Below are 19,849 nucleotides of genomic sequence, written 5' to 3'. Positions count from 1 at the left end.
GATTACTGCTGGTCATCAGGGGTGGAACTCCTACTCGGGCCCCCTCAGGCTAACCCGACAAAGCGGGATGTCTCACCCAAGGCTGACAGAGAGGGTGCCGACACGCCCGGAAGACTCTCCCAGATCTTCTACGGCGCGGACCAGGGACAGGTGAAGATCACCTACGACGTCGCCTGAAGCGCCGGTCAGCCCCCCGACAGTCCTGCACGTCATCGGGAGCCATGGCCTGGTGTCCCACCGGGAGAGGGGCCGGGTACGCCGCTTCCGGCCGGTTGCCGATTGGCTGGCCGAACCAGGTTCGCGGGAAAAGATCTTCGGTGAGATGGGAAGGCTCACACTGCTGTCCAGGCATCTGCGCAGGTCGACGGATTGTGTCGACTGGCCTGTCCGGCGCGGTCCACTGCAGACCCGCCCAGAACACGCCGGCCGGAGGCCGGCCCGTGCTGAATCTGTCCTCCGACGGGTCTGGGTGCAGGCACACCTCCTCGACCGCCTGCGAGTGCTCGTCGCTGATCTACGAGTCGAAGCCGGTCACCAGCCCCCACGCCGCACTCGGACCGCTGACCGCGGGGCTGAGGACCGCGATGAGCCACATCGGACAACGGCTCAAGCCCCTCGCCGGCCCGGCCGGCAGCGTCAAGCCCTCCCTCACCGGACTCCGCGTCGATCCACCCGCACACCCCAGGCCGCCCAGACCCTCTCAGCCGACATCCCCTCCAGCCCGCTCACCCCCGACCACCAGCTCTTCTCCGGCAACGCCAAGCCCGACATCCTCCCCATTCGGGCGCGCAAGGCATCGGGTTCCCCGGTGGCGTGGAGTGTGCCCGCGCCCGGACAGGGCGTGGCACGGTGGCCCCGTACCGGGCGTCCACGGGGCAGGTGCCGGGCGGACGCGGCAGGTCCGAGGCCACCGGCCCGGGCCGTCAGCGCGGGACGAGGACACTGTTCCCGTCGTCGAATACCGCTGTGTCCCCCGCGTCGACCTCGCCGGCGAAGTGACCGTCGCAGTTCAGGCCCTCGAAGACCAGGACTGCCGTGTCGGTGTCGTTGTTCACCGTCAGCGGCCAGAACTTACCGCCGTAGCATCCCGGCGCGGGGTTGGTGTACCGGCTCCCACTGACCGTGAGCACCCCGCTCGCGGCGAAGGCCTCGCCCGGCACCATGCCGACGAGTACTCCCGCTGCTCCCAGTGACACCAGCGCACCCACCAGCCGACGACGCATCATGGTCTACCTCCCAGATTCGAAACCAGTACGGAGACGACGCCCGCCTCCGCACTCCTGGGTACCGGACAGCAACCACACAAAGGGCGACAGATGGCTGCATGTTCACCCGAATACGGTGACAAACCACCAGGCTGTACCAGGACACGCCGCAGACAACCGGGGCGGCGTGTGCAGCACCAGAATTCTGCGATGTGAAGACCCCGGACGAGCCCAGGCCCCGGCCTCCGGCTTCGACCACCGCGCCCGCCGACACCGACGCCACGCTCAGCACCGTCCGCAGCGAACTGCTCGTCCACGGATGCGGCTACTGCACCAGGGCCTACGTGTGGAAGTACGTCGGCCGGGACCCCGAGTACGCCTACCGCATCCCCTACGAGACCGCCACGTGGGTCGACGGCCAGGGCGCGTCCGTCCGCAGGAGCAGTACGACCAGCACCCGCACGGTCGAGGTCCAAGCCCCCGTCACCACCGCCCGCCCCTACCAGAGCGTCCGTTCCACCTGGACCGTCGACCTGAACGCCCACTGGGGACCGAATGGGGCGTCAAGAACGCCACCGTCGACAGCGGAACCATCACCCTTGTCCGACCACCCGGGCCTGCACCCACCCGATGCAGCGAACCTCACCGAACCGTCCACCCGGGCGAACGGCGCGTCATAGCGAGGGCTGTTCGGGGTGTACGGGTGGCGTTGCCCGTCACGGGACAGGTCGTGCTTCGTTGGTCGGCTCAAGCAAGTTGTCCGAGTTCGGAGGAGATGTCATGCCGGCCAGTGTGGGTGACCGGATCCGTGTGGGGTCGCGGGTCGGGGAGATCGTCGAAGTGCTGGGACCGAAGGGCAATCCGCCCTACACGGTCCGGTTCGACGACGGTGAGGAGGAGACGGTCTTTCCCCTGCCGGACGAGGTCGAGATCGTGGAGGAGTAGGGGCCGAGCAGGTCGCCGTTGTTGTGTCCCGCCCGCCGGGGCCGATGGTCTGTCGGCAGCGGTGGGCGGTTCACCCGGGGGCGTCCGGCGAGGGTGCGCCGGGTCTGCGGGGGATCCACGTGGTCCGGCCATCGGCCGGGACCGCCGGTCCGGAGGCCGCCTCGACGAGTTCGCGGACGAGGTGGTGATCCGGGGCCCACTGGCAGGCGGGGTCGGTCCGCCGGGCGTCGCCGGTGAGGGCGAACGCCTGGCAGCGGCAGCCGCCGAAGTCCCGCTCCCGCTGGGGGCAGCTGCGGCACGGCTCGTTCATCCAGGCGGTGCCCCGGTAGGCGTTGAAGGCCTTCGAGTGCTCCCAGATCCACTCCAAGGAGTGGTCCCCGGTGTTCGGCGGATCGAGTCCCGGCAGAGTGCAGGCGGCCGGACAGGGCAGCGCCGTGCCGTCCGGTGCCACGGTGAGGGAGACGACTCCCCACCCGCCCATGCACGGCTTGGGCACGCCCTCGAAGTAGTCCGGGACGACCCAGACGAGCTCGACCTGCCCGGCCAGCCGCTCCCGCCACCGCTCGAACTTCTCCTTCGCCCGGGCGACTTGGTCCCGGGACGGCATCAGGGCCGCACGGTTGGCCGTCGCCCACCCGTAGAACTGGACGTTCGCGAGTTCCAGCTTGTCCACTCCCCAGGCGAGGCCCAACTCGACGATCTCGTCCAGGGAGTCGAGGTTCTCCCGGTGCAGCACGACGTCCAGGCACAGGAACAGTCCTGCCTCGCGCACCAGCGCCGCGGCCCGCTCCTTGGCCGCGAAGGAGGCCCGACGCCCGGCGATCCGGTCGGACGCCCGCGGTTCGGCGTCCTGCACCGACAGCTGGACGCTGCGCAGGCCGGCCCCGACCAGCTCCTCCAGCCGCTTCCCGTCCAGCCCGACACCGCTGGTGACCAACTGGGTGTAGAGGCCCGCCCGATCGGCGGCGGCGGTGATCTCCGCGAGGTCGCGCCGCAACAGGGGTTCACCGCCGGTCAGGTGGGCGTGCACGACACCCAGGGCGGCGGCCTCCGCCATCAGACGCACCCACTGCGCAGTGTCCAACTCCTTTGCGCGGCGCACCAGTTCCAGCGGGTTGGAGCAGTACGGGCAGTGCAGCGGACACGCGTGGGTGACCTCGGCCACCAGCGACCAGGGTGGCGGGGTGCGGCCCGCTTGCGCGGGAGGTGCGGTCATCGCAACCATCCTTCGCTGTGGACACGGTGGAGGAAACCGGGCACGTCGGTGGCCACCGGTGCTCCCGGGAAACGGGCGGCGAGGTCGGTGACGATCTCGGCGACGCTGCGGGTCCCGTCGCACAGCCACAGGACCGTAGCGGCCCGGCCGTTCAGCACGACCACGCGCTCGGGGACGACCAGCAGGTCCTTGCCGCGCAGCCGGTCGTGCCGCAGGACTACAGCGGCAGCCAGACGGGGCCGCCAGGACGCGGGCGGCGGCGCTTCGGCGCGCACGGCGGCCACTACCGGGGGGCGCGCCCCGGACGGGCCGGGGCACGCACGACTCCAGGGCACGGGTGTCGCCGTCGGCGGCTCCCCGCGTGCGGCGTCGTGACCAATGCGGTCAGCGCTCCGTGAGGCTGTGGCCCGTCACCTCGGGGGCCGCCTCGACAACCGTGTAGTCGGGTTCCTGCCAGACCTCCGTGTCGGCGTCGGTCTGCTCCCAGCCGGTGAATTCCTCGGACGTGTCCATGGTCCGCCTCCTCCGGTATCTACCCACCAGGCTGAACTCCACCCGGAGCAGTCGCAACCGGACCCAGGGTGCCGCGCGGAAGCAACTCGGCGGCACCCTACGGGCAGTGACAACCGCGGCCCCACGGCCGAGGGCACAGCCTGCAACGGAACCACGGGCCCGAACCCCGCCACCGAAGCAGCCCCCTCCAGGACATCCGCCCGGGCGGGGCCACCAGCCGCCATGGAGCCCTGCGGCCGGGCCGGGGCAGGCCAGTACCCCGCGGATCGGGGAGTCGGTCTTCAGGCCGCCGGGATCGGTGCCCCTGGAGGCTCGGTGTCGCCGCAGGCCGGCCGCTGCTGGCGGTCGACGTGGCGACGGCGCGGCCCTCGGGCACGACGTCGTCCGGGGGCCGCGCCGGGTCGGGCGGGGTCAGGAGTCGAAGCGCACGCTCCCGTAGATCCCGACTGCCCCGGCCTCTCCGGGGGCGATGTCCGTCGCGCGGCCCGTGCACCCGGCGGCGGGGAAGGTGTGTGCGACGGCGTCCGTGTCGTTGTTCGCGGTGGAGATCTCTCCCGGTGCCAGGTCGTAGCAGGTCCCGGGCTCCGGGTCCTCGACGGCCGGCCCGCCGCCGATGTTCGTGAGGGGCTGCACCGAGAAGACCCCGGTCGCGGCGTGGGCCGGGACGGGCAGGACAAGGACGATCAGGGCCGCGCTCAGAGCGGCGGCACCGGCGAACGAGGGAACACGCATGGAAGGGCTCCTGGAGGACCGGACGGTGAATCGGGCCACCCGATCACACCCCGGTCCGGCCCCGGCCCCGGCCGATTGGCCCGTACGCGGGCGTGGTGCGGCCACGCCCCCCGGCCCGGTCCCTACGACCGTCCAGCACGCCCCGCCGGACCGCGTCCCGCTTCCTCGCTGTCCCGGCAGAGGGGCGCATGGGCACGATTCGAGCCGACGGGTGAAAAGCGGCTCCGAACGGGTGAGGGGGATTCGTTTCTTCAGTGACCGGATGCCGCACACCGCGTTCAGCAGAGGGCACCGCCACACCCGGCGGGCACCGGACACGTGAACAGAAGGACCTTCAATGCGTCGCCTCGCCGCCGCGATCCTCGGGGCCATTGCCCTCACCGGAATCGCCACCACCGCCCACGCCGACTCCTACTACGGCAACACGGAGTCATTCGTCGACCTCAACTCTTCACGCCCCGTCAAGGTTCTGACAAAGGAACAGGCGAACGCTGTCGACGAGTTCAACAGTACTCACATCGAGGTACCCGGAATCAGCGTCGACAACTCGTTCGACACCTTCGGATGAACTGACCTCCTCCCACGAAGGGCTACCGGTTTCCCCTTCCGCACGAGAAGGCAGTCCCCCCGCCCCGGCGCGAGCCCACCAAAGCCCGCACCGGGGCGTCGTGCTGCCGGAACAGCGAGCGTAACCTCGCCTGGAATTCCCCGCGCGTCTTCACCGCATAGCACGGGTGGCAGAGCAGTTGGACGTTCCCGGCCACGTCCTCGCCGGGTGGTCACCGCCGAACCCCAGGAGGTCCGCCCTGTCCAATCGGGCCTTCCGCTCTCACGGGCCTTCGGACGCACCGTCAGGAAATCGGCACCAGGCAGAAGGAATACCTTCTTCCCCTTCTGGATTGGTCTCTTCGTACGGTCGTACAAGGGGGGCATAGGTGACCGATCTGAAGGTGTTCCGGCGGGGTGCCGATGGCCGGGACGTCGAGCTGCGAGGTTCGACGGTAGCGCGGGAGCGGGAGCTGCAGCAGCGGGTCGAGGGTGCACTGGAAACGATGCTGGGGGTGCGGTTCCTGGCGTCGGAGTACCCGACGGGGCCGTGGCACCAGGGGCGGATCGACACGCTGGGTCTGGACGAGAACAACGCCCCGGTGGTGATCGAGTTCAAACGCAGCCGGGACGCCGGGGTGATCACTCAGACGGCGTCCTACCTGGTCTGGCTGATGGCGCACCGGCACGAGTTCGAGGCGCTGGTGCGCAGTCGCCTGGGGCTCGAGGCACCAGCGGCGGTTGACTGGCGGCGGCCGAGAGCGATCTGCGTCGCGGCTGAGTTCTCGCGCCATGACCGAGCTGCCGCTTCGCTGCACCAGCGGGACCACGGCGTTGACCTCGTGCGCTACCGCGTGTTCGGGCCGGACCTTCTCACGCTGCAGTTGGTCGAGACCGTCCCGGGTGTCACCGCTTCGTCGTCGCCACTGCCGGCCGGGCGGGTCGGTGAGGTGGGCATCGACGTCGAGCAGGAGGTCGACCCAATACCGGCCTCGGTGTCGAGCGGTCAGGTGGAGGTGCCAAGGTGCCTGCGGGAGCTGTACGACGACCTGGACGAGGCGCTGACTACGGCGGGTGAGCTTGAGGCGGTCGTGCTGAAGCACTACATCGCCTACAAGCGGCTGCTGAACGTGGCGTCGGTGCTCTTCCGGCCGTCGGTTTCGCACCGGGCGATCCTGGTGTACCTGCGGCTGGACCCGGACTCGGTGGAGCTGGAGGAGGGCTTCACCCGGGACGTACGCGGCATCGGTCACCTGGGGACGGGTGACCTGGAGGTGCGGATCGCGTCGTCGGCGGACGTGGAGAAGGCGGTGCCGCTGATCCGGCGGGCGGTCGAGGAGTCCTGACGGGCGCTGAAAGGCGGCTGGAGCTTGATGCTCCGGCCGCCTGTTCGCGTCTGCGGGCTGTTCTCATGTCACGCCTCCGGTCCGGCGAGGGTGAAGTCGTCCTGGGTCAGCTCTGCTCGCAGGCGCTGTTCGGCGATCTCGGCGTAGTGCGGGGAGAGTTCGACGCCGACGAAGCGCCGGCCCTCGCGCAGGGCAGCAACGCCGGTGGAGCCACTGCCGGTGAAGGGGTCGAGGACGGTGCCGCCTTCGGGGCAGATCTGGACAAGCTGCTGCATGATCTCCAGCGGCTTCTGGGTGATGTGGACGCGGTCCTTGCGGGGCTGGCTGGCGATGAAGTGGCCGGGCAGGTAGAGGTTGCGGCGGTTGTCGAGGGTGCCCTTGACGCCCCAGGTGATGAACTCGGCGGACTGCTTGAAGCCGCCCTTGCGAGGCCGGCTGGCAGGCTTGATCCACGGGATGGTGCCCTGCCAGGTCCAGCCGGCCATCTGGAGGGCGTCGCTGGTGGTGGGTTCCTGCCTCCAGTCGGAGAAGACCATGGCGACCGCGTGCTCGGCGCTGGCCCGGTAGGCCTCGGTGAGGAGTTCGGTGAGCCAGGAGCGGTAGGAGCGCTGGTCGCGGTTCTCGCCGGGGAAGGTCTTGAGGTCGTGGGCGGAACCGCTGGTGACGTACTTGGCGCGGGCGTCGCGGCTGGTGCGCTCGGAGCTGGTGCGGCCGCCGCTGTTGTACGGCGGGTCTGTGATGACCGCGTTGACGGACTCGTCGGGGAGGGTCTTCAGCACGGTGAGGGCGTCGCCTCGGTGGAGGGTGAAGTCGTTCACAGGGGCCTTCCTCGGGCAGGGGTAAGCCGACTCCGGGCGCACACCGTGGCGGCCGCCGGGAGTGGCGGTGGAGGGGACGGTAGTCGCGATCGGCGGCCGCGCCTAACGGCTGGCGCAAGGACATCGGGGCTTGTCGGGGCTCGTTTGGTGCGGCCGGAGTTCGCTTCTACTGTCTCGCCATGCCAACCGGGCAGCGGGCCAAGTCGGCCCGACCCGAGGCGCATTGGCCCGCGCTGTCCCGCCCAGGCGAGACCGCGCGACGGAGTGCGCGAACCTTCCCTACACCCCGAAGAGGGCCTCGTGTTCCAGCTGAGATCACGAGCGCGGCCGGCTGCCGCGCGTGACCCGAGACCGGCGTCCGGGAGCTACCAACTCCCCTGACCCGGGCCCGCCCTGAACGAGGGCGGTTTCACCACCGGCGCGGTGCCGGCGACTTCTTCGCACGAGGGGCCGGCACCGCGCTGTCCTACGAATCCCGCAAGGAGCCGCTGCGATGCAGCATGCCCTGGCACACCTGTGCCCTCATCCGCCTCCGCCGTCGTCCCAGTCCCGGTTCGGTGATCGGCGGGCGTCGTGAAGAAGGCGTTCGGCGTGCTCGTCGGGTTCGTCGCCTGCGGGCCGCTGATGCTGGCCCTGCCAGTGGTGATCGCCGGCGCGGGCAACGCTTCGGCGACGTCCGCCTCGTGTCCGCCCGGTGGCGGTCCGCAGGGTGTGGACAGCTCGGCCGTCGCAGCGCAGGTCGAGGCGATCCTGAAGGGCTCCAGTCCGCTCAGCGCTCCGAGCGTGGCGGGGCTGAGCAAGCCCGACGAGCAGATCCCCAATGCGAAGACCATCCAGGCCACCGGTGTCGCGATGCGCTCGCGCTGGCCGGGCCGGGCCGGTCGCCGCCGTCGCGGCGGAGCGGCAGAACCGGCAGGACCAGCGGAACCGGCGGCGGTCCGTCCGACCGGGCGTCACCGTCCGGTGTCCGTACCCTGCCCGCCCCTCGGTGGCCCCGGAAAACCGGTACTCCGTGCCAGTGTGCCCGGGCGAGGATAGCGCCGTGGCGGACGTACCGGTCGCCGCGCCCGCGCCGCGCCCACCTCCCGCCTCCCGCCTCCCGCCTCCCTTGGAGACCCTGACGCCATGACCGACTCCGCCCTCGGCCGCTTCTACGACGCGTTCGCCGACGACTACCACCTCCTCTACGCCGACTGGAACGCCTCCGTCGCCCGCCAGGGCGCCGCGCTGGACGCCCTGATCCGCCGACACCTCGGTGACCGCCCGGCCGAGGTGCTGGACTGCGCCTGCGGCATCGGAACCCAGGCGATCGGCCTGGCCGCGCTCGGCCACCGCGTCACCGGCAGTGACCTCAGCCCGGTCTCCGCCGCCCGCGCCACCGCCGAGGCCGCCGAGCGCGGTATCCGGCTTCCCACCGCCGCCGCCGACATGCGGGAACTCCCCTTCCCGGACAGGCGGTTCGACGTCGTCGTCTGCGCCGACAACGCGCTGCCCCACCTGCTCACGGCCGAGGACGTCCGCGCCGCGCTCGGTGAGATGCGACGAGTCCTGCGTCCCGGCGGACTGGTGCTGGTCACCACCCGCCCGTACGACGAACTGCGCCGCACCCGGCCCGCCTCCACGTCGCCGCAGACCGCCGACTACGAGGGCCGACGGTCGGTCCTCTTCCAGCTCTGGCAGTGGCGGGAGGACGGCGAGCGGTACGACCTGGAGCTCTTCCGTCTCCTTCCGGACGACGCCGGCGAGTGGCAGGTCGCGGTTCGCCGCTCCACCTACTGGGCGCTCACCCAGGACCAGCTGAGCGCCTTCGCCGCCGAGGCGGGCCTGTCCGGCATCCGCTGGGAGCAGCCCGTCGACACCGGCTTCTTCCAGCCCGTCCTGATCGCCCGGGCACCCTGACCTCCCGAAAGGCTCCGGTACGGTCCCCGGCGGCCGCAGCACGAGCGGCATCCCGACCATCCGCGCCACTCGGGCCTCGAACCCCGTCTCGCCGCAGTGGCCGCGGGTCCGAGCGCCGGTCCGGGGCGCCGGGGACCACTGCGCTCCCGTGGCGCCGCAACTGCGCACCGCCGTGGTGCTCGACCGACTGGAGCGGGCCCTGGCCCGAGCCCCCGCGACGGCCCGTCCGCTCCTCCCCTACCGGCCCAATGCCGCCACCGCCTCCGCGACCCGGGCCGCGCCGTCCTCCTCCGCCATCGCGCGGGCCACCTCCTGCGCCCCTTCCCTCAGCCGCTGCTCCTCGACGGCCTGCCGGACGGCCTCCGCCAGCCGGTCGGCGGTCAGGTCTGCGAACCGCACCGGCGTGGTGGCGGCACCGAGCCGGGCGAGCCGACCGGCCCAGAACGGTTGGTCCGCCGTCACCGGGACGGGGACGCTCGGCACGCCCGCACGCAGGGCCGCGGCCGCCGTGCCCGCGCCCGCATGGTGCACGACCGCCGCCATGTGCGGGAACAGCCGGGCGTGCGGGAGCTCGCCGACGGTCAGCACGTCGTCGCCCTCCCCGGCGATCCCGGCCCAGCCGGCCTGCACCACGCCCCGGACGCCCGCCTGCCGCAGGGCCTCCACCGCGAGGGTGCTCAGCCGCTCGCCCTGCCCGGCCGCCATGCTGCCGAAGCCGATGAACACCGGTGGCGGTCCCTCCCGCAGGAAGTCCTCGACCTCGGCCGGGAGGCGGTGGTCGTCCGGTACGTACGGCCACCAGTTGCCGACCACCCGCAGTCCCTCCCGCCAGTCGGCCGGGCGCGGTACGACGGTCGGGCTGAAGCCGTGCAACACCGGCCAGCGCGCCCGTTCCACGGCCCGCCGGCGCGCGGTCTGGGAGAGCGCCGGGAGTCCGAGCCGCGACCGCATCCGGCGGGCGGCCTCGGCGTGCAGACGATCGACGACCCGCTGGCCGAGCGCCCCCGCCGCCCGGTTGCCCCAGCTCCCCAACGAGCGGCCGCCCCCGACGACCGGAGGGAACTCCCGTGTCGGCAGCGTGGGTTGCAGGTAGACCCCCAGGCTGGGAACGTCCATCGCCTCCGCGAGGTGCCAGCCCAGCGGCGCGGTGGTGGTGCTCAGCAGGAGCAGATCGGCGCCGGGTGCGGTGGCGTCCGCGAGCCCGTCGCCCAGCTGCCCGATGAACGCCGCGGCCCGCGCGAGCAGTTCGGAGCGCCCGCGCGCGGGCCCGGCACCCGCGCCGCGTGGATCGACCGGGAGCGGCCGGAAGTCGAGGCCGCTGCCGGCCACCAGCTCGCGGAAGGCCTCGGGCGCCGCGAGCGCGACCTCGTGCCCCGCACCGCGCAGGTACGCCCCGAGCCCCGTGTAGGGGGCGACGTCGCCGTACGATCCGGCGGCCATGACGAGGATCCTCATCGGACCGCCCCGTCGACGTCGTTGCCGTCGTTGCTGTCGAGGTCGTTCGCGTCGCGCCGCTCGGCGTTGGCGCCGATGGCCGCACGGAGGTAGCCGGCCAGGCCCGGGCGCTGCTCGGCCGGCGGGACGACCAGGGCGAAGGCCCGGGCGTCCGCCTCGTAGTCGTCGGCGATCCGGCAGTGCATCTCCGGCGGGCAGGGTGTGAACCACCGGGTGATGTGCTGCCGGTGCCGCTCCGCGAGGTCCAGCACCGTCCGGTGGTCGACCGGCAGCCCCGCGTCGAAGGCCTCCAGCAGCCGGCCGCGCCACTCGGCGGCCTCCGCCATCAGCTGCTGCCAGTCCTCCTTGGAGTGGGTGGCGGCGCGGGCCAGGGCCTCCTGGTGGCTGTCCCGCTCGCCCCACTTGAGGTGGGCGTCGGCCGCGTAGCTGAGGTCGAAGACCACGTCCCCGAAGACCTCGAAGCGCTCCTGCGGCGTCAGCTCGACCCCGGTGCGCTGGACCTCGATGGCCCGCTCGGCGACGTCGACCAGCTTCTGCAGGCGTCCGATCTGCTCGGTGAGGGCCTGCCGCCTCGCCAGCAGGTGGTCGAGCGCGTTGGCCTGCGGGTCCGCCAGGATGTCGGCGATCTCGTCGAGCGGGAAGCCGAGCTCCCGGTAGAAGAGGATCTGCTGGAGCCTGGCGAGGTCCGCGCCGCTGTAGAGCCGGTAGCCGGCCGGGCTGCGCTCACTGGGCGCGAGCAGCCCGGACCGGTCGTAGTAGTGCAAGGTCCGGATCGTGACCCCGGCGAAGCCGGAGACCTGGCCCACCGACCAGCTCATGCGTCCCTCCGATCATCCGTTCGTTCACTGCGCCCCACCGTGCGGCCTGACGTGGGGTGAGGGTCAACACGCGCAGCTCAGGGGCCCGCTCCGGATGGCTGGAGGCATCCTGGGTCAGGTCTCGCGCTGCGGGTGGTAGGCGCTCTCGGGTATGCCGAAGGTCCAGGCGACCCCGGCTCGCGCGGTGCGGGTGCTCGGGGGGACGCGCAGCCAGTAGGTGCGGTGGGTGCCGTCCGGTTCGGGGGTGGAGTTGACCACCTCGACCATCACCACCGGCTCGTCCTCGGGCAGGACGATCCGCCAGAGCACCCCGGTCTCGTCCCGGTGGACGGGCTCGGCGCCGGAGTCGGCCAGATAGCGCTCGTAGCCGTAGTGCTCCAGCAGGACCCGGCGCAGCTCGGCGTTCTCCTCGGTGCGGATCCGCTCGACGGTCACCTCGGCCAGGCCGGCCAGGAACTCCGGCGGGACGGGCATGCCGCGCCAGGCGTGCAGGGCGAAGCCGTCGGCGTACTCCAGGGCGGGCCCGTCCGCCCGGTCGAGCCGTCCGGCCTCGTCGCGGTGCAGAACGGCCGGCCGCTCGCTGAGCAGGACCACCTCCCGGTACGGCCACCACCAGCCGGCCTCCCGGGCCAGTTCGGCGAGCGGTGCGACGGCGTCGGCGCTCGCCCCGGCGGCCTCGAAGGCGGCGAACCACGGCGCGTCGTGCTGACCCCGCACGGCGTCCAGCAGGGCGAGCCGGACGGTGGTGCGGCGGTCCCGTGCCTCCTCGGCCACGGCGACGTCGGCCTCCCGGTCGGCCTCGGGGGCGAGCCGGTCGAGCACGGCGTTGCGCAGTCGGTCGGCGAGCGGGGTGGTGACCGGTCCGAGCTCGCCACCGGTGAGCGCCCAGTGGCCCGCCCACCCGCTGGTGCCGACCTGCTCGACGGCCCGTCGACGGGCCTCCTCCCAGGGCCGGGTGCGCACGGCCTCACGCACGCTCTGCGCGCCGGCGGCCCGCAGCTCCAGGGCCGCCTCGGTCGCGGCGAGCGGCGAGCCGAACCAGCGGACGGCCGCGGGCTCGGGCAGTCCGGCCGCCCGGTAGGCGGCCCGGATGGCACGCTCGGCCGCCGCCCTGTCCCCCGGCCCGGTGGCCGCCCCGGCCGCCCGCCAACGGGCCGTCGCCTCGGCCGGCCCGGGCAGCTCCCGCGCCTGCGCCCGGTCGCCGTGGGCCTCGTCGTGGATCACCGTTTCCATCCCTGCTCCGTTCCCGGCCGGGCTCCCCGCCCAGCCGTCCGTTCCCGTTCCCGTTCCCGTGCCGCGGCCCCGGCCGCGCCCTGCCCTCGTGCCCCACCCGCGTGCCGCCCCCGTACGGCGGGCGGAGCGGTCGTCAGTCCGCGACCACCCGCACCGCGCCGGGCGCGTACTCGCGTTGGCGGACAACCCGGTACCAGCTCTTGGGCAGCGGTATCGCCGCGTGCTCCTCGTGCACCACCCGGCCGCCCTCGGGCAGGTGCAGCCAACCCGCGCCGAACGGCCCGGTCTCGCGGCGCAGCTCGCCGGGGCCGACCACGGCGTGGGCGTGCCCGGTGACCTCGCCGAGCGCCAGCACCATCCGGCCCCGCGCGTCCCGGGGCTGCACGGCCAGCCCCGCCACCCGCGGCGGCACCGCGCTCTCCTCGACCGGCACGATCAGCACATCGCCCTGGCGGTACATCAGTCCTCCCTCGCCGTACGGCCGGACCCCGGCGGACGCCGGAACCCACGGCTCCGCCGCGTCTGCCGCGGTCACTCTCCGGAGCCAGGACCCGAACATAGAGCAAGGGTCTGACAACCCGCCCGGGCGGCGACCCGGCCGCCGGATTGTCAGTCCCGACTGGTAGACAGTTGTTCGGCCCAGATCCCGGAGGAGCAGCGCATGACTGTCAACGACCACATCGAGCGGTTCCACGGTCTCCCCGTCTTCGACTTCGTGGAGGCCTTGGAGGAGGCCGAGGAGAAGGGCGGATCCGGCGCCGTCGAGCTGCCGGACGCGGCCTCGGCCGCCTGGAGGGTCAAGCTCGACTACGAGTCCGAGGCGACGTTCGCCGAGCGCTGGGAGCAGTTCCTCGGCGCCGTCGACACCGAGCGGGTCACCGCCCTGGTGATCGGCCAGTGGGCCCCGGACGAGCCGGACGGCTTCCAGGAGCCGATGGAGGCGATCGTCGCCGCCGCCGGCCGGCTGCCCGCCCTGCGCGCGCTGTTCGTCGGCGACATCACCTACGAGGAGTGCGAGATCTCCTGGATCCAGCAGTGCGACATCACGCCGCTGCTGACGGCCTTCCCGCGGCTGGCCGAGCTGGTGGTGCGCGGCGCCTCGCAGGACTGGGACGGCAAGGGCGGTCTGGCCCTGCGGCCGCTGCGGCACGAGGCGCTCAAGGCGCTGCGCTTCGAGGCCGGCGGCCTGCCGGGCTCGGTCGTGCGCTCGGTGGCCGGCTGCGACTTCCCGGCCCTGGAGCGGCTGGAGCTCTGGCTGGGCGTGGAAAACTACGGCGGCGACGCGACGATGGCCGACGTCGCGCTGTTCCTGGACGGCACCCGCTTCCCCTCGCTGCGCCACCTCGGCCTCCAGAACAGCGAGTTCCAGGACGACATCGCGGCCGCAGTGGCGCACGCGCCCGTCGTCGCCGGGCTGGAGTCGCTCAACCTCTCCATGGGCGTGCTGACCGATCAGGGCGCCACCGCCCTGCTGGAGGGCCAGCCCCTCACCCACCTGCGCTCCCTCGACCTGCACCACCACTACCTGACCGAGGAGATGCAGCAGCGCCTGCGCCAGGCCCTCACCGGGGTCGAGGTCGACCTCTCCGAGCCCGGCAAGCCCGACGACCGGTGGCGCTACGTGGCCGTGGCCGAGTAACCGTCACCTCCCGCACGCACCCGACCGACCGCCCGCCGGTCCGTCCGACCGACCGACCACTCGACCACTCGACCACTCGACCACTCGACCACTCGACCCACCAGGATCCTCCATGACCGTCTCCCGCCACATCGAACGCTTCCACGAGTTGCCGGTCCACGAGTTCACGCCCGACGACGCCCGGCCGCGGCCCGCCGCGGGCGCCGTCGCCTGGCGGCTGTCCCTCGAGTACGGCTCCAAGCAGGACTTCGTCCAGCTCTGGCAGTCCTTCCTGGAGGAGGTCGACCCGGCCGGCGTCCGCGCCGTGGTGATCGGCGCCTGGTGGCAGGACGGCTACACGTCCGTACGCTCCGCCGTCGAGGCCGTCACGGCCGAGGCGCGGCGCCTGCCCGCCCTGGAGGCGCTGTTCCTCGGCGAGGTGACCTTCGACGAGTGCGAGATCTCCTGGCTGGAGATGGACGACGTCACCCCCTTGCTGAACGCCTTCCCCGGGCTGCGGTCGCTGGCCGTGCGCGGCGGCACGGACCTCGCCCTGGAGCCGGTGCGGCACGACCGGCTGACCAGCCTGCGCTTCGAGTCCGGCGGCCTTCCGGCCACCGTGGTGCGCGCGGTGGCCGGCTCCGAACTGCCCGCGCTGGAGCGCCTGACCCTCTGGCTCGGCGTGGACGAGTACGGCGGTGACGCGACGATGGACGACCTGGCACCGTTCCTGGACGGTTCCCGGCTGCCGAAGCTGCGCCACCTCGGGCTGGCCAACAGCGAACTCCAGGACGAGATCGCCGCCGCCCTCGCCCACGCCCCCGTGGTGGCCCGGCTGGAGTCGCTCGACATCTCCATGGGCGTGCTCTCCGACGAGGGCGCCACCACCCTGCTGGAGGGCCAGCCGCTCACCCACCTGCGCTCCCTCGACCTGCACCACCACTACCTGAGCGACGCGATGCAGGAACGTCTGCACGAGGCCCTGCCCGGGGTCGAGCTCGACCTCAGCGACGCCGAGGCGGACGAGATGGACGACGAGGACGACCGCTACGTCTCGGTCTCCGAGTAGCCGGACACGGAGGCGATGACCGTGCGACTGACCGTCCTCGGCAACCCGGGGCACCGACGGGTGACGCTGTTCGCGGCCGCCGCCCGGGCCGCCGGACTGCCCGAGCCCGCCGTCCTGCCCTGGCTGGACGTGCTGCGCGGCCGGTACCGGCTGCCCGAGGACGGCCTGCTGCGCATCGAGTCGCCCGGCGAGGAGCCCGAGGTCGACCGGCTGCTGCGCGGCCCGGCGCTCGGCCCCGGCTACGCGCCGACCAGGGTCGAGGGCACGGCCGTCTGGTACGCGGGGGTCATGGCCGCGCTGCGCGGGCTGGCCGCCCGGCCCGGCGTACGGCTGCCCGGCGTACGGCTGCTCGGCGATCCGGAGGAGATCGCCGTGATGTTCGACAAGCGCCGGGCGCACGCGCTGCTCACCGCGGCCGGGGTGCCGGTGCCCAGGGCGCTCGGCGGCGAGGTCACCGGCTGGGAGCACCTGCGCGAGCGCCTCGCCGCGGCCGGCCTGCACCGGGTCTTCGTCAAGCCGGCGCACGGCTCCTCCGCCTCCGGGGTGATGGCCCTGGAGTTCGGGCCGCGCGGGCAAGTGCAGGCCACCACCTCGGTGGAGCTCACCGACGGCGGCCTGCACAACTCGCTGCGGGTGCGCCGCTACCGCGGCGAGCGGGAGGTCGCCGCGATCGTCGACGGCCTGGCACCGGACGGCCTGCACGTCGAGCAGTGGATCCCGAAGGCCTCGCAGTCGGGGCGCTCGGCGGACCTGCGGGTCGTGGTGGTCGCCGGCCGGGCCACCCACGCCGTGGTGCGCACCAGCACCCAGCCGATGACCAACCTGCACCTCGGCGGCGCCCGGGGCAGCATCGACCAGGTCCGGGAGGCCGCGGGGCCAGCCTGGCCGGCCCTGCTGGAGACGGCCGAGCGCGCGGCGGCCTGCTTCCCCGGCTCGCCGATGGTCGGCGTCGACGTGCTGCCCACGGCCGGCTGGCGGCGCGCCCTGGTCGGCGAGGTGAACGCCTTCGGCGACCTGCTCCCCCGCCTCACCGGCCTGCCCGGCGGCCCTGCCGAGGGCCTGGACACCTACGGCGCCCAGCTGGCCGCCCTCACCGCCCCCTCCCCGGCGTCGCCCGCGACGACGGACCACCAGATCACGGAACCCGCTCGATGAACCACCTGACCACCACCCCGGACCACACCACCCCGGACCACACCCCGACCCTGGCCCACACCCCGGACCACACCCCGGCTCCGGACCACACCCCGGACCACGCCCCGGCTCCGGACCACACCCCGGACCACGCCCCGGCTCCCGCTCCCACCCCCGACATGAACGCCGTCGTGGGCAGCCACGACCTGCTGCTCGTCACCCTCGACACGCTCCGCTTCGACGTCGCCGAGGAACTGGCCGCCGCCGGCCGCATCCCGCACCTCGCCGCCGTCCTCCCCGGCGGTCGCTGGGAGCGCCGGCACGCGCCCGGCAGCTTCACCTACGCCTCCCACCAGGCGATCCTGGCCGGCTTCCTGCCGACCCCGGCCTCCCCGGACGGACCGCACCCGCGCCTGTTCGCGGCCCGCTTCGCCGGATCCGAGAGCACCGCCCCGCGCACCTGGGTCTTCGACGCCCCCGACCTGCCGACGGCCCTGGCCGCGGCGGGGTACCGCACGGTGTGCATCGGCGGCGTGGGGTTCTTCAACAAGCAGGGCCCCCTGGGCTCGGTGCTCCCCGGCCTCTTCCAGGAGAGCCACTGGGCACCCGAGTCCGGCGTGGCCTCGCCGACGTCCTTCGAGGTGCAGGTCGCCCGGGCCGAGCGGGTCGCCGCCGAACAGCCCGCCGACCAGCCGCTGTTCCTCTTCCTGAACGTCTCGGCACTGCACCAGCCGAACTGGTTCCACCTGCCCGGCGCCACCCGCGAGCACGGGGACTCGCGGGCCAGCCACGCCGCCGCCCTGGAGTACGTGGACGCGCACATCGGCCGGCTGTTCGCCGCGATGAGCGCCCGCCGCCCCTGCTTCGCGATCGTCTGCTCCGACCACGGCACCGCCTACGGCGAGGACGGCTACATCGGGCACCGGATCGGCCACGAGGTGGTCTGGACGGTCCCGTACGCGCACTTCACCCTCCCCGCCCGACCGGCGGGCGCCGCCGCGACCTCCGAGGAGCCCGCATGACCACCGCGCCCCCGCGCCCGGACTCGCCGTACCAGTCGTACGTCTACGCGTACCCGCACAAGACGGCCTACCGCCCGCTGCCCGGACGTCCGCCGCTGCGCGAGCTGTGGGCCGGCGAGCCGCAGCACGCGCTCTCGCTCTACCTGCACATCCCGTTCTGCGAGGTCCGCTGCGGCTTCTGCAACCTGTTCACCCGGATCGGCAGCCCGGAGGGCCTGAGCACGGCCTACTTGGACGCCCTGGAGCGCCAGGCCGCGGCGGTGCGCGCCGCGCTGGACGACGGGGCCCGGTTCGCGCTGGCCGCGTTCGGCGGCGGCACTCCCACCTATCTGACGGCCGGCGAGCTGGAACGGCTGTGCGACATCGCGGAGCGGCGGATGGGCGCCGACCTGCGGGCGGTGCCGCTCTCGGTGGAGGCCTCGCCCGCCACCGCGACCGCCGACCGGCTGGAGGTGCTGGCCGCCCGGGGCACCACCCGGCTGAGCCTGGGCGTGCAGTCCTTCGACGACGCCGAGGCGCGCTCCGCCGTCCGCCCGCAGAAGCGGGCCGAGGTGGAGGCCGCCCTCGGCCGGATCCGCGCGGCCGGGTTCCCGGTGCTCAACATCGACCTCATCTACGGCATCGACGGCCAGACCGAGGCGAGCTGGCTCCGCTCGCTGGACACCGCGCTCGCCTGGCGGCCCGAGGAGCTGTACCTCTACCCGCTGTACGTCCGCCCGCTGACCGGCCTGGCCCGGCGCGGGGAGCAGGAGAGCCGCTCCTCCTGGGACACCCGGCGGCTCGCGCTCTACCGGGCCGGCCGCGACCACCTGCTCGCCCACGGCTACCAGCAGGTGTCGATGCGGATGTTCCGCCGGGCCGCCTCCCCGCAGGCCGGCGCGGGCGAGTACGCCTGCCAGACCGACGGCATGGTCGGCCTGGGCTGCGGCGCCCGCTCCTACACCTCGCGGCTGCACTACTCCTTCGACTACGCGGTGAACGCCACCGAGGTGCGCGGCATCATCGACGACTACGTCGCCACCGAGGACTTCCACCGTGCCGAAGTGGGTCACTGGATGGGCGGTGCGGAGCCTCGCCGGCGGCACCTGGTGCAGTCGCTGCTCCAGGCCGAGGGCATGCCGCTGGCGGACTACCGTGCCCGGTTCGGCGGGTCCCCGGCCGAGGACTTCCCGGCGGAGCTGGCCCGGTTCGCCGAGCGCGGCTGGCTCGCCGACGGCGACCCGGCGTTCCTGCGGCTCAGCCCGGAGGGCCTGGCGCACTCGGACGCCGTCGGGCCGATGCTGTTCTCGCCCGGGGTCCGGGCCCTGATGGCGGCGTACGAGGCGAAATGACCTTCCTCGGCATGCCCTCCGCCTCGCCGCCGGAGGAGGACGGCGCGCGGGACCTCACCCTGCTCTACCGCGGTCCGCTCTCCTCCTGCGACTACGACTGCCCGTACTGTCCGTTCGCCAAGCGGCGCGACAGCCCCGGACAACTGCGGGCTGACCGGGCCGCGTTGGAGCGCTTCACCGGCTGGGCCGCCGGGCGCGCTGGAACCGGCGACACCCTGTCGCTGCTGTTCACGCCCTGGGGCGAGGGGCTGGTGCGGTCCTGGTACCGCCGCGCGCTGGTCGAGCTGAGCCGCCTGCCGCACGTCCGCCGCGTCGCGATCCAGACCAATCTCAGCTGTCGCACGGGCTGGCTCGCCGAGGCCGACCTCGACGCCCTCGCCCTCTGGGTCACCTTCCATCCCGGCCAGGTCACCCGTGACCGCTTCCTCGCCAAGTGCCGCGAGCTGGACGCACTCGGTGTGCGGTACAGCGTCGGTGTCGTCGGCCAGCCCGAGCACCTCGACGAGGCCGGCCGGCTGCGCGCCGAGCTCTCCGAGGACGTCTACCTGTGGGTCAACGCCGCCGAGGGCCTCGACTACACCGACGCCGAGGCCGCCCGATGGGCCGCTCTCGACCCGCACTTCGGCTACAGCCGGCACGCCCATCCCAGCGCCGGGCTGCCGTGCCGCACCGGCGAGTCCGTGCTGTCGGTGGACGGCGACGGCACGGTGCGCCGCTGCCACTTCGTCCGGGACGTCCTCGGCAACCTGTACGACGGCAGCTACCGCACCCGACTGCGGGCGCGGGCCTGTCCGTTGCCGGTCTGCGACTGTCACATCGGCTACGTCCACTTGGAGGCCCTGCCGCTGTACGAGCTGTTCGGTGCGGGAGTACTGGAACGTGTGCCGCACGGCTGGCCACGGGGCCGGTGACACCTCCGCCGCCGGCCGGCCACCCCGGGTGAGGGCCT

The 19,849-nt window shown here is 73.1% G+C and carries 21 protein-coding genes; 11 read left to right on the top strand and 10 right to left on the bottom strand.

Going from position 1 to position 19,849, the window contains the following annotated elements; all coding sequences use genetic code 11:
- Positions 1-923: 923 nt before the first annotated feature.
- The gene (locus ACFWJ4_RS17745) at positions 924-1,226 is read right to left on the bottom strand and encodes a hypothetical protein (protein WP_380544877.1); all 303 of its coding nucleotides are present in this window, start codon (positions 1,224-1,226) and stop codon (positions 924-926) included.
- Positions 1,227-1,985: 759 nt separating this feature from the next.
- Here ACFWJ4_RS17745 and ACFWJ4_RS17740 point away from each other — a divergent pair.
- Positions 1,986-2,150: a DUF1918 domain-containing protein gene (locus ACFWJ4_RS17740; protein WP_380544874.1), complete on the top strand. Its 165-nt coding sequence runs from the start codon at positions 1,986-1,988 to the stop codon at positions 2,148-2,150.
- Between the two features lie 70 nt (positions 2,151-2,220).
- Here ACFWJ4_RS17740 and pqqE read toward each other — a convergent pair whose 3' ends face one another.
- From pqqE to ACFWJ4_RS17720, 4 genes are all read right to left on the bottom strand, one after another.
- On the bottom strand, positions 2,221-3,366 hold the full coding sequence (gene pqqE / locus ACFWJ4_RS17735) for a pyrroloquinoline quinone biosynthesis protein PqqE (protein ID WP_380544871.1): 1,146 nt from the start codon (positions 3,364-3,366) through the stop codon (positions 2,221-2,223).
- Positions 3,363-3,641 (bottom strand): pyrroloquinoline quinone biosynthesis peptide chaperone PqqD, encoded by a 279-nt coding sequence (gene pqqD, locus ACFWJ4_RS17730; RefSeq protein WP_380544868.1) that lies wholly within the window; start codon positions 3,639-3,641, stop codon positions 3,363-3,365. Before pqqD ends, pqqE begins: the two co-directional genes overlap by 4 nt.
- A 109-nt stretch (positions 3,642-3,750) precedes the next feature.
- The gene (locus ACFWJ4_RS17725) at positions 3,751-3,879 is read right to left on the bottom strand and encodes a pyrroloquinoline quinone precursor peptide PqqA (protein WP_380544866.1); all 129 of its coding nucleotides are present in this window, start codon (positions 3,877-3,879) and stop codon (positions 3,751-3,753) included.
- A 411-nt stretch (positions 3,880-4,290) separates the two neighbouring features.
- The gene (locus tag ACFWJ4_RS17720; protein WP_380544863.1) at positions 4,291-4,611 is read right to left on the bottom strand and encodes a hypothetical protein; all 321 of its coding nucleotides are present in this window, start codon (positions 4,609-4,611) and stop codon (positions 4,291-4,293) included.
- A 337-nt stretch (positions 4,612-4,948) separates the two neighbouring features.
- Between ACFWJ4_RS17720 and ACFWJ4_RS17715 the strand changes: the two genes are divergently transcribed.
- Positions 4,949-5,179: a hypothetical protein gene (locus tag ACFWJ4_RS17715; RefSeq protein ID WP_380544860.1), complete on the top strand. Its 231-nt coding sequence runs from the start codon at positions 4,949-4,951 to the stop codon at positions 5,177-5,179.
- A 367-nt stretch (positions 5,180-5,546) separates the two neighbouring features.
- Complete coding sequence (locus tag ACFWJ4_RS17710; protein WP_380544857.1) at positions 5,547-6,503, top strand: hypothetical protein; 957 nt, start codon at positions 5,547-5,549, stop codon at positions 6,501-6,503.
- A gap of 68 nt (positions 6,504-6,571) precedes the next feature.
- On the opposite strand, the gene ACFWJ4_RS17705 is transcribed toward ACFWJ4_RS17710, so the two are convergent.
- On the bottom strand, positions 6,572-7,321 hold the full coding sequence (locus ACFWJ4_RS17705; RefSeq protein WP_380544854.1) for a DNA-methyltransferase: 750 nt from the start codon (positions 7,319-7,321) through the stop codon (positions 6,572-6,574).
- A 573-nt stretch (positions 7,322-7,894) separates the two neighbouring features.
- Here ACFWJ4_RS17705 and ACFWJ4_RS17700 point away from each other — a divergent pair.
- Together ACFWJ4_RS17700 and ACFWJ4_RS17695 are read left to right on the top strand one after the other, a co-directional pair.
- Positions 7,895-8,359 carry a hypothetical protein gene (locus ACFWJ4_RS17700; RefSeq protein ID WP_380544851.1) on the top strand — a complete coding sequence of 155 codons (465 nt, stop codon included), beginning with the start codon at positions 7,895-7,897 and terminating at the stop codon, positions 8,357-8,359.
- An 87-nt stretch (positions 8,360-8,446) separates the two neighbouring features.
- Complete coding sequence (locus ACFWJ4_RS17695) at positions 8,447-9,220, top strand: methyltransferase domain-containing protein (protein WP_380544848.1); 774 nt, start codon at positions 8,447-8,449, stop codon at positions 9,218-9,220.
- 237 nt (positions 9,221-9,457) lie between these two features.
- Here ACFWJ4_RS17695 and ACFWJ4_RS17690 read toward each other — a convergent pair whose 3' ends face one another.
- From ACFWJ4_RS17690 to ACFWJ4_RS17675, 4 genes are all read right to left on the bottom strand, one after another.
- On the bottom strand, positions 9,458-10,675 hold the full coding sequence (locus ACFWJ4_RS17690) for a glycosyltransferase (RefSeq protein WP_380544845.1): 1,218 nt from the start codon (positions 10,673-10,675) through the stop codon (positions 9,458-9,460).
- Complete coding sequence (locus tag ACFWJ4_RS17685) at positions 10,672-11,493, bottom strand: MerR family transcriptional regulator (protein ID WP_380544843.1); 822 nt, start codon at positions 11,491-11,493, stop codon at positions 10,672-10,674. The genes ACFWJ4_RS17690 and ACFWJ4_RS17685 overlap by 4 nt, the downstream gene beginning before the upstream one ends.
- A 114-nt stretch (positions 11,494-11,607) precedes the next feature.
- The gene (locus tag ACFWJ4_RS17680) at positions 11,608-12,726 is read right to left on the bottom strand and encodes a DUF6745 domain-containing protein (protein ID WP_380544840.1); all 1,119 of its coding nucleotides are present in this window, start codon (positions 12,724-12,726) and stop codon (positions 11,608-11,610) included.
- A 133-nt stretch (positions 12,727-12,859) separates the two neighbouring features.
- The gene (locus ACFWJ4_RS17675) at positions 12,860-13,186 is read right to left on the bottom strand and encodes a hypothetical protein (protein ID WP_359904002.1); all 327 of its coding nucleotides are present in this window, start codon (positions 13,184-13,186) and stop codon (positions 12,860-12,862) included.
- 201 nt (positions 13,187-13,387) lie between these two features.
- Here ACFWJ4_RS17675 and ACFWJ4_RS17670 point away from each other — a divergent pair, with 201 nt between their 5' ends.
- From ACFWJ4_RS17670 to ACFWJ4_RS17645, 6 genes are all read left to right on the top strand, one after another.
- Positions 13,388-14,365: an STM4015 family protein gene (locus tag ACFWJ4_RS17670; RefSeq protein ID WP_359903999.1), complete on the top strand. Its 978-nt coding sequence runs from the start codon at positions 13,388-13,390 to the stop codon at positions 14,363-14,365.
- A gap of 112 nt (positions 14,366-14,477) precedes the next feature.
- On the top strand, positions 14,478-15,413 hold the full coding sequence (locus tag ACFWJ4_RS17665) for an STM4015 family protein (RefSeq protein ID WP_380351575.1): 936 nt from the start codon (positions 14,478-14,480) through the stop codon (positions 15,411-15,413).
- Between the two features lie 15 nt (positions 15,414-15,428).
- Positions 15,429-16,568: an STM4014 family protein gene (locus ACFWJ4_RS17660; RefSeq protein ID WP_380544837.1), complete on the top strand. Its 1,140-nt coding sequence runs from the start codon at positions 15,429-15,431 to the stop codon at positions 16,566-16,568.
- Between the two features lie 158 nt (positions 16,569-16,726).
- Complete coding sequence (locus ACFWJ4_RS17655; RefSeq protein ID WP_359904123.1) at positions 16,727-17,569, top strand: STM4013/SEN3800 family hydrolase; 843 nt, start codon at positions 16,727-16,729, stop codon at positions 17,567-17,569.
- Entirely contained in the window at positions 17,566-18,900 is a 1,335-nt protein-coding gene (locus ACFWJ4_RS17650; protein ID WP_359903990.1) for an STM4012 family radical SAM protein, read from the top strand. Before ACFWJ4_RS17655 ends, ACFWJ4_RS17650 begins: the two co-directional genes overlap by 4 nt.
- On the top strand, positions 18,897-19,811 hold the full coding sequence (locus tag ACFWJ4_RS17645) for an STM4011 family radical SAM protein (protein ID WP_380544834.1): 915 nt from the start codon (positions 18,897-18,899) through the stop codon (positions 19,809-19,811). The genes ACFWJ4_RS17650 and ACFWJ4_RS17645 overlap by 4 nt, the downstream gene beginning before the upstream one ends.
- Positions 19,812-19,849 lie beyond the last annotated feature (38 nt).

The organism is Kitasatospora sp. NPDC127067 (assembly GCF_042724755.1).
Lineage (GTDB): Bacteria > Actinomycetota > Actinomycetes > Streptomycetales > Streptomycetaceae > Kitasatospora > Kitasatospora lactacystinica.
The sequence above is the reverse complement of the archived record's forward strand: the minus strand, read 5'-3'. Positions and strand labels throughout refer to the sequence as shown.

What these genes read in the sequence shown, in the direction of transcription:
- ACFWJ4_RS17745 (WP_380544877.1), bottom strand. Translation starts at nt 1,226, where the DNA reads ATGATGCGTCGTCGGCTGGTGGGTGCGCTGGTGTCACTGGGAGCAGCG.
- ACFWJ4_RS17740 (WP_380544874.1), top strand. Translation starts at nt 1,986, where the DNA reads ATGCCGGCCAGTGTGGGTGACCGGATCCGTGTGGGGTCGCGGGTCGGG.
- pqqE (WP_380544871.1), bottom strand. Translation starts at nt 3,366, where the DNA reads ATGACCGCACCTCCCGCGCAAGCGGGCCGCACCCCGCCACCCTGGTCG.
- ACFWJ4_RS17725 (WP_380544866.1), bottom strand. Translation starts at nt 3,879, where the DNA reads ATGGACACGTCCGAGGAATTCACCGGCTGGGAGCAGACCGACGCCGAC.
- ACFWJ4_RS17720 (WP_380544863.1), bottom strand. Translation starts at nt 4,611, where the DNA reads ATGCGTGTTCCCTCGTTCGCCGGTGCCGCCGCTCTGAGCGCGGCCCTG.
- ACFWJ4_RS17715 (WP_380544860.1), top strand. Translation starts at nt 4,949, where the DNA reads ATGCGTCGCCTCGCCGCCGCGATCCTCGGGGCCATTGCCCTCACCGGA.
- ACFWJ4_RS17695 (WP_380544848.1), top strand. Translation starts at nt 8,447, where the DNA reads ATGACCGACTCCGCCCTCGGCCGCTTCTACGACGCGTTCGCCGACGAC.
- ACFWJ4_RS17690 (WP_380544845.1), bottom strand. Translation starts at nt 10,675, where the DNA reads ATGAGGATCCTCGTCATGGCCGCCGGATCGTACGGCGACGTCGCCCCC.
- ACFWJ4_RS17685 (WP_380544843.1), bottom strand. Translation starts at nt 11,493, where the DNA reads ATGAGCTGGTCGGTGGGCCAGGTCTCCGGCTTCGCCGGGGTCACGATC.
- ACFWJ4_RS17680 (WP_380544840.1), bottom strand. Translation starts at nt 12,726, where the DNA reads ATGGAAACGGTGATCCACGACGAGGCCCACGGCGACCGGGCGCAGGCG.
- ACFWJ4_RS17675 (WP_359904002.1), bottom strand. Translation starts at nt 13,186, where the DNA reads ATGTACCGCCAGGGCGATGTGCTGATCGTGCCGGTCGAGGAGAGCGCG.
- ACFWJ4_RS17670 (WP_359903999.1), top strand. Translation starts at nt 13,388, where the DNA reads ATGACTGTCAACGACCACATCGAGCGGTTCCACGGTCTCCCCGTCTTC.
- ACFWJ4_RS17665 (WP_380351575.1), top strand. Translation starts at nt 14,478, where the DNA reads ATGACCGTCTCCCGCCACATCGAACGCTTCCACGAGTTGCCGGTCCAC.
- ACFWJ4_RS17660 (WP_380544837.1), top strand. Translation starts at nt 15,429, where the DNA reads ATGACCGTGCGACTGACCGTCCTCGGCAACCCGGGGCACCGACGGGTG.
- ACFWJ4_RS17655 (WP_359904123.1), top strand. Translation starts at nt 16,727, where the DNA reads ATGAACGCCGTCGTGGGCAGCCACGACCTGCTGCTCGTCACCCTCGAC.
- ACFWJ4_RS17650 (WP_359903990.1), top strand. Translation starts at nt 17,566, where the DNA reads ATGACCACCGCGCCCCCGCGCCCGGACTCGCCGTACCAGTCGTACGTC.
- ACFWJ4_RS17645 (WP_380544834.1), top strand. Translation starts at nt 18,897, where the DNA reads ATGACCTTCCTCGGCATGCCCTCCGCCTCGCCGCCGGAGGAGGACGGC.